The sequence below is a fragment of the Rhodococcus sp. (in: high G+C Gram-positive bacteria) genome (genome assembly GCF_049299235.1).
Taxonomy (GTDB): domain Bacteria; phylum Actinomycetota; class Actinomycetes; order Mycobacteriales; family Mycobacteriaceae; genus Rhodococcus.
On sequence record NZ_JBAQXC010000320.1, the window covers coordinates 1 to 6901 of the forward strand.

At 68.2% G+C, this 6901-nt stretch carries 8 protein-coding genes and 1 pseudogene; all 9 read right to left on the reverse strand.

The window, feature by feature from the left end; all coding sequences use genetic code 11:
- Positions 1–367, reverse strand: a 367-nt coding sequence (locus WAX14_RS19915; RefSeq protein WP_422629779.1) for a hypothetical protein, incomplete at its 3' end; no start/stop codon positions are given.
- Between the two features lie 128 nt (positions 368–495).
- On the reverse strand, positions 496–843 hold the full coding sequence (locus WAX14_RS19920) for a hypothetical protein (protein ID WP_422629780.1): 348 nt from the start codon (positions 841–843) through the stop codon (positions 496–498).
- A gap of 109 nt (positions 844–952) precedes the next feature.
- Positions 953–2290: a phosphoglucosamine mutase gene (gene glmM / locus WAX14_RS19925; protein WP_422629781.1), complete on the reverse strand. Its 1338-nt coding sequence runs from the start codon at positions 2288–2290 to the stop codon at positions 953–955.
- Between the two features lie 166 nt (positions 2291–2456).
- Positions 2457–2951: a 30S ribosomal protein S9 gene (gene rpsI / locus WAX14_RS19930; RefSeq protein ID WP_422629782.1), complete on the reverse strand. Its 495-nt coding sequence runs from the start codon at positions 2949–2951 to the stop codon at positions 2457–2459.
- Positions 2948–3391, reverse strand: a complete 444-nt coding sequence (rplM, locus tag WAX14_RS19935) for a 50S ribosomal protein L13 (RefSeq protein ID WP_422629783.1) — start codon at positions 3389–3391, stop codon at positions 2948–2950. Before rplM ends, rpsI begins: the two co-directional genes overlap by 4 nt.
- A gap of 305 nt (positions 3392–3696) precedes the next feature.
- Complete coding sequence (locus WAX14_RS19940) at positions 3697–3993, reverse strand: WXG100 family type VII secretion target (RefSeq protein ID WP_422629784.1); 297 nt, start codon at positions 3991–3993, stop codon at positions 3697–3699.
- A gap of 68 nt (positions 3994–4061) precedes the next feature.
- Positions 4062–4412, reverse strand: coding sequence for a WXG100 family type VII secretion target (locus WAX14_RS19945; RefSeq protein WP_422629785.1), 351 nt, complete (start codon positions 4410–4412; stop codon positions 4062–4064).
- Positions 4413–4573: 161 nt separating this feature from the next.
- A complete protein-coding gene (locus tag WAX14_RS19950; protein WP_422629786.1) occupies positions 4574–6076 on the reverse strand; it encodes a type VII secretion-associated protein in 1503 nt (500 codons plus the stop codon).
- A gap of 11 nt (positions 6077–6087) precedes the next feature.
- Positions 6088–6901 (reverse strand): annotated as a pseudogene (locus tag WAX14_RS19955) (type VII secretion protein EccC); the annotation flags it as partial.

Sequence of the window (6901 nt, forward strand, 5' to 3'; positions counted from 1 at the left end):
CGGCCGGACCGAGGCCGCAGATCACCGGATCAGCGAAACCCACTGCAGCACGTGCTTTTTCGTCGACTATCGTGCCGATCGCGATGGCCGCGCCGGCCAACGTGTCCGCGAGAACACCGACCGTCTCGTGCAGCCTGTCCGCCCGTTCGAGATGAGCGGCAAGCTGTTCGGAAGCGGAAAGCGACGCGTCGCTCTCCCATGCCACCGGTAGCGCACCGAACCGGTCGCGCTGTTCGACGGCGCTCGATCCGACCACGGCGGACAACGTTCGCACGACATCCGCGTCGGATGCGAGCCGCGCGACGTCGAGACCGCGCTGTGCCTCGTAACGGTCCGTCAGGTACGGCACCGTGACTGTGGATGCCATACCGATCCGATGTGCCCGCGGCAGGAACTCGACGAAGAATCGAAGGCCTGCTGCGCCCACGTCGAGGACGGCGTCGATATCGGGCGAAGCACCAGGATACGAAGCACCAGGATACGAGGACGGACCCGTCACCTCGGGTCTCCCGTTTCCGAGCCGAGGCGGGCGAACGCCATCGCCTGCCGCTCGGCCTCGTACTCGTAGCCGTCGACGGTGCGGTTCAGAAGGTCCACGGCACCGGCCGCCTCGTCCGACCACGCCTCGAGGACACGACGGAGCCTGCGATATCCCCCATCCACCAGATCGCCGCGACCGCGATGGTTCGGCCCTGCGGCGCCGGCGTCGAATCCGAGCCCGCCCATCGCCTGCTGCCACTGCCGTTCGGTGCCTGCGACGGACCGGCCGGCAGCGGCGGCTATCGCGCGCATCTCCGTCACATCGACCCGAACGCCGCCGGCGTCCGTTCCCCCGTGCCCCATGTGCGCCTCTCCGCAGCACCACCACCGTGGAAGCGCCGTCGTAGAGATTGGACGCACAGGCAGGTCGATCGGTTCCCGAACGCACCGGGTGCACCCGCGCGGGATGTGATCAGACCGCGGCGACCGCGCCCGCGAGCCGGTCGGCGACGACTCGCGCCACCGCGTCGTCGGCCGCTTCGACCATGACGCGCACCAGTTGCTCGGTCCCCGACGGACGCAAGAGCACCCGACCGGTGTCGCCGAGTTCTTGTTCCGCTGCGGCGACTGCTTCGACCACCGCGGGGTGACCCGCGACCGCCGCCTTGTCGGAAACAGGTACGTTCACCAGCACCTGCGGCAGGGTCCGCATCACCGACGCCAGGTCGGCGAGCGACGCGCCCGTCACCGCCATACGCTCCATCAACCGTAGACCGGTGAGCACTCCGTCCCCGGTCGTGCCGTGGGACGGGAACACGATGTGCCCGGACTGCTCACCGCCGAGGCTGAACGAGCCGCGGCGCAGTTCCTCCAGCACGTAGCGGTCGCCGACCCCGGCGGTCACGACGGCGATGCCCGCCTCACGCATCGCCAGGTGCAGACCGAGATTGCTCATCACCGTCGTGACCAGGGTGTTCTCGAGCAGTTCACCGGTGTCGCGCATCGCCAGCGCGAGGATTGCCATGATCGCGTCTCCGTCGACGATCGACCCGGTGGCGTCGACGGCGAGACAGCGGTCGGCGTCTCCGTCGTGCGCGAGCCCGAGGTCGGCGCCGTGCTCGACGACGGCCTTGCGCACTGCGTCGAGGTGGGTGGAGCCGCACTTGTCGTTGATGTTGAGGCCGTCGGGTTCGGCTCCGATCGCGATGACGGTCGCACCGGCCGCGGCGTACGCGGCGGGCGCGACGTGCGACGCCGCGCCGTGCGCGCAGTCCACGACCACCGTCAGGCCTGCCAACGACGATGTGGTCGCGCCGGCGAGGTGTTCGAGGTAGCGGACGGTCGCGTCGCCTGCGGAGCGGACGCGTCCGATGCCGGCACCGGTCGGCCGCTCGGACGCCTGCTCGCCGTGCAGCAGCGCCTCGATCCGGTCCTCGACGCCGTCGTCGAGTTTGTGTCCACCGGCCGCGAAGATCTTGATGCCGTTGTCCGGCATGGGGTTGTGCGATGCGGAGATCATCACGCCCAGGTCGGCGGCGTATGCGCCGGTCAGGTACGCGAGCGCAGGTGTCGGCAGGACCCCCACCGACAGGACGTCGACACCGGCAGCGGTCAGACCCGCTGTGACGGCGGCGTCGAGCATCTCGCCGCTCGCACGAGGGTCCCTGCCCACGACCGCGACGGGTCGACGGCCGTCGGTACCGGCTGCCAGCACCGCTGCCGCGGCGCCTGCGATCCGGACGGCGAGTTCCACCGTCAACTGTGCGTTCGCCAGGCCGCGAACACCGTCGGTACCGAACAACCGTCCCATGAACAACCTCTCGTGTCGAAGTCCGGCGAACCCGCCGGGAAGTGGCCGGCCGGCGAACCGTGCCGGAAAGCACGAGAGCAGGCGCCGGTAGGAGATCTCTACCGGCGCCTGCTCTCGCGATCGAACAGGTGCCGATGCCGACCACCCGGTCGGCATCGGCGACACATCAGCGCTTGGAGTACTGAGGCGCCTTACGGGCCTTCTTCAGGCCGTACTTCTTGCGCTCGGTGGCGCGGGCGTCACGCGTGAGGAATCCGGCGCGCTTGAGAGCCGGACGATCCTCGGGCGACACCTCGATCAGCGCACGCGCGATGGCGAGACGCAGCGCGCCGGCCTGGCCGGACGGGCCGCCACCGTGCAGCCGAGCGTCGATGTCGAACGACTCGACACGTTCGACCGTGACCAGCGGGGACTTCACGAGCTGCTGGTGCACCTTGTTCGGGAAGTAGTTCTCGATGGTGCGGCCGTTGAGCACGAAGTTGCCGGAGCCGGGCACGAGGCGGACGCGGACGACGGCCTCCTTGCGGCGGCCGACGGTCTGGACCGGGCGATCGAACACGATCGGTGCGGGGGCCTCGACGACCTCTTCGACCACGTACTCGTCGACGACGGTCTCTGCCGAATCGTCGTTGTACTCGTCGTTCACGTTCTGCTCAGTCACTGGGCCACCTGCTTGATCTCGAACGGAACCGGCTGCTGCGCGGTGTGGGGGTGGTTCGGACCCGCGTAAACCTTCAGCTTCTTCGCGATGGCGCGGCCGAGCTTGTTCTTCGGGAGCATGCCGGTGACAGCCTTCTCCACGAGGCGGTCGGGGTTCTTCTCGAGAACCTCGCCCACCGAACGCGCACGGAGTCCACCCGGGTGGCCCGAGTGGTGGTAGAGGAACTTGTCGGTCCGCTTGTTGCCGGAAATGGCAACCTTGTCGGCGTTGATGATGACGACGAAGTCACCACCGTCCATGTGCGGAGCAAACGTGGGCTTGTGCTTGCCGCGGAGCAGGTTCGCTGCCTGCACCGCGAGGCGGCCGAGCACCACATCAGTGGCGTCGATGACGTGCCACTGATGGGTCACGTCGCCGGCCTTCGGTGTGTACGTAGACACAGATCTTCCTCGTCTATCGTTTCGCTGCTGACCCGCGTATCGCCGATGATCACTCTCGGCGGCCAGTTGAGACCCGAGAAGCAACGTCTGCCGGACACGAAGCTACGGCAGCGGACGACACGCCGAGTGGACACAATACCGGTCCGATCGGGTAGTGGTCAAAATCCGGCCGGGCCGACATGCGGGAAACGCGACGTCCCGGCGGCCTCTCCACCACCGGGACGTCACGGTCCACACCGACCTCGGAAAGGCCGTTACGCTGCGGTCTGCATCACCGCGAACCCCCTGTCACTGCGAACTCCCTGTCACCGCGAACCCCACTGCTTCGTCAGGCCGCCTTCGAGATCGATCATGTTCTGGTTTCCCGACGCGACCGAACTGCTGATCCGCCCGAGAATGAAGTTCAACTCGAACGCGGCCGTGTTCCACTTGGCCTGCGACTTGTAGTACTCGTCCTGTGCGGTGCCGTCCCAGGTCTGTACGAATCGCTCGGCCGTCGACCCGACGGTGTCGAGTTCGTCGTTCATCGCGCCCTGCAACACGGTGAGATCCTTGTACACCTGATGGACCCCGTCGAAGTCCTGCTTCATCGCTCGACCCACGGTTCTGTTCTCCTTGCCTCATTGTTCCGAAACGGTGTTCGTGCTGTTCGTGTCCCGCTGCGAGACGCTCAGGTGTAGCTGCCCTTGAGGGTGTCGCCGACGTTCGCCATCGAGCGGGCCTGTTCCTCGACCGCCTGGTCGTACGAGTCTCCGCTGGTTCGGATGCCTGCGGCGATCTCTTCCAGCGCATCGTTCATGTTCCGGGAAGCCTTGTCCCAGTCCGCCATCACGATCCCGAACATGTCGTTGGAGTCACTGCTCCACACGTCGCTCGATCGCCCGACGATCGTCCTGAGCTGCCCGAGAATGTCGCCGAGCACCTCGCGCGAATTGTCGATCTGTTGCGCGGCGACCAGCATCTCGCTGACATCGGCGACGACTCCCTGACCGGTCGTCCCACCACCCTGTCCTTCGGACATTCCTGTTTCCCCTCGTCGTTCCTCTCGCCCCCGGCCGGACCCGGTCCCCCTGCGACCGAGGCCGGAGTGCGCCCTACATCTGGTTGGACGTCATCCGCTTCCGTTCGGTTCCCCTCGGACCGAAATTCGTCGGTGCAGAGTTTCCGATCGAACCGGCGGTGCTATTCGACCGTGACTGTGTGGACGGCCTGCTCGCATTCCTTCCCGATGCCCGACCACTCGCCGACCAGGAACTGACAGCCCACCGCGACCTGCCATCCGCGGTCCACGACGACAAACCAGCGCACCGTCGAGTACTCCTCCGGCACTTCCGTATAGGCGATCACCGAGCGGTCACCGAAGGTGGTGTCGGCGTCGACATCTCGGATGATGCCGCCGCGCTGTGCGGCTCGGTGTTCGAGCACGGCAGCGACCGCGCCCTCGTCCATCCCGGTGTCGAGCCGGTTGAACACCACCACGATCCGCCGGTCCGCACCCCCGGCGGGAACGAGTTCGGCGCGTTCGGGGTCGGCGGTTCGGCGACGTTGCCACTGTTCGGGCAGTTCGAGATGTACCGGCCCCAGTTCGATTCGGGTCGACGGTGATCGCGCCGACGACACCGCGCTGTCGGCGGCTGGGTCGTCGGCGGTCGGGTCGTCGGCGGTCGGGTCGTCGGGAGTGGCCGCAGCGACCTCCGGCGGACCGACGGTTCCCGCATCACGACCGAGGATCGCGCCGCCGGTCACCGCGGCCACCGCAGCGACTGCGGCAGGAATCCACCAGAGCCGGCGGGGTGGGCGCGGCGGGCGGGCCGTGCGCACCTCCGAAAGCCACTGTGCGGCAGCCGGAGCAGCTACCACGGGCGGGAGTGCAGTGCTTGATGGGAGTTCGACACCGGCCGAGGACGCAACGTTGATCGACGACGTGACGGCGGCGAGCATTTCCGACGCGGCGACCGGCACGACACGGATACCGCGGCCGAGTCGCTGCCCGATCAGCTCGCAGAGTGCACCGCCGGCCGGTTCCCCCGGAATCCCGGTCACCACCACGACATCCGGATCGATCGGGCCGGCAACGGAGCCGATCAGTTCCTCGAATCGCGCGAATCCGCCGGTCGAGTGCAGGTCCGCGGCGCCGAGTCCGGAGGCGACTGCAGTGCGGCCGACGGCAGGTATTCGGCTCGAGACCGAGGCGGGGCCGAGCAGAGATACCGAGGCGGGGCCGAGCAGGGATACGGTGATCTCGTCGTCGGCGACCTCGACGGCCACACACCGTTCCACCTCCGACAGGGTCACCGCCTGCCGCGCCGCGACGGCGGTCGCGACGAGGATCGCGTTGCGCGCGACGCTCCGCGCTGCGGTATGGGCGATCTCGCGGCGCCGTTCGCCCCACCGTGTCGGATACACCATCGTGACCGTGTCCGCATCGGGCGGAGCACCCACCGCTGCCGCAGCGTACTGGACCAATCCGGCAAGCACGAGGGTCCGGTCGGGACCACCGGCGCCTGTCCCGGTCCGGTCACCGATCCGGGCGACCACGTCGATGCGGGTCTCGGCGAGGCAGCGCGCGGCCGCGTCCGCGAACACGAATCCGTCACCGATGTCCGCCGCGACCGCTGGACAGTCGACGGTGACCTCCGCCCATCGGGCGTGGATCCGGTCCGGCGCCAGGAGCAGGCCGACCATGCCTGCACCGCTCACTGTTCCGGCACCCACGCGATCTGAACGAGCGATTCGCCGCTGCGCTGCACCATGACGCCCCGGCCCGGTGGCATCCGACTCGGCCGGATCGAGCCGAGAAGTGCGCCTTCGTCTCGGTTTCCGCTCATGACCAGACCGGCCGACGACAATTCACGTAGCCGCCCGATCACCGGTTCGAACAGTGCGCGTCCCGCGCCGCCGGAGCGTCGAGCGACCACGAGGTGCAGGCCGATGTCCTTTCCTTGCGGGAGGTACTCGACCAGCGGTGCCAGCGGATTCTGTCCCGCCGTGGCCACCATGTCGTAGTCGTCGACGACGATGAAGACCTCGGGTCCCGTCCACCACGTCCGATCCCGTAGCTGCTGCTGGGTGGTGTCCGGCCCGGGCAGCCGATTCTCGAACACCGCGGCCAGGTCACGGGCCATCGCGGCGAGCACCGCGGCCGACGGCGCGTATCCCCCGAGGTGGTCGCCTTCGACGACGCCGAGGAGGGTCCGGCGGTAGTCGCCGACGATGATGCGGGCTTGCGCACCGGTGTTCGATTCCATCAGGCTCCGGCAGATCCCCCGCAGCAGAGCGGTTTTGCCGCAACCCGAGTCTCCGAACACCAGCAGATGCGGATTCTCGGCGAAGTCGAGCCACACCGGCGCGAGTTCCGCCTCGTCGATGCCGATCGGAACCCGCAGCCGTTCGGCCGTCGACGCGTGCGTCGGCGCGGGCATACCCGCAGGCAGCGCCGCCCGCAGCGCCTGGTATTCGACGAGCTCCGACAGCATCCGAACCGGCGGCGCCGGTCGGCCGGGCGTCGCC